Raw genomic sequence first — 665 nt, forward strand, 5'->3', positions numbered from 1 at the left:
CGGTAATGTCATGGACTCCCTCCACCCCTGAAGCTGGATACACTAAAGGCTGAACAAAGCGTGGCGTTTCCCAACGGATAGAAGGAGGCAGGCATGGCAATCGTAAGAATCGGGCTCGATATTGCAAAGCTAGTGTTCCAGATCCATGGTGTGGATGGGCATGGCAAGGCGGTACTACGGAAGACCGTGTCACGCTCGGAGATGCTGCACTATTTTGCCAAGTTACCAGTATGTCTTATTGGATTGGAAGCGTGCGCCGGTGCGCACTATTGGGCCCGGGAGTTGAGTCGCCTGGGCCATGATGTAGGGCTGATTGCAGCGCAATTCGTGACGCCCTATCGCAAGAGCGGGAAGAACGATGCCAACGATGCCGAAGCTATTTGTGAAGCCGTGGGTCGGCCAAACATGCGCTTTGTTCCAGTCAAAACAGAAGAAGCGCAGGCAATACTAACGTTGCACCGCGCGCGGGATTTGCTGGTGTCGGAGCGGATTGCCTTGTCCAACCAGATACGCGGACTGCTGGGGGAGTTTGGAATTATTGTTCCGACTGGCATGGCGCGGTTGCGCCGGGCCATGGTGGATATTGAAACAGGGGTTCGTAGCCTGCCACTTCTGGCAAAGGAAACCATCGTAGAACTGTATGAGCGCATGCTCAAGCTCGATAG

The 665-nt window shown here is 54.7% G+C and carries 1 protein-coding gene; it reads left to right on the forward strand.

Annotated elements, in window-relative coordinates; genetic code table 11:
• Positions 1–93 precede the first annotated feature (93 nt).
• A partial coding sequence (locus IGW03_RS37785) for an IS110 family RNA-guided transposase (RefSeq protein ID WP_194727502.1) occupies positions 94–665 on the forward strand: 572 nt, incomplete at its 3' end.

It is taken from the genome of Noviherbaspirillum malthae (assembly GCF_015352985.1).
Classification (GTDB): Bacteria; Pseudomonadota; Gammaproteobacteria; order Burkholderiales; family Burkholderiaceae_D; genus Noviherbaspirillum; species Noviherbaspirillum malthae.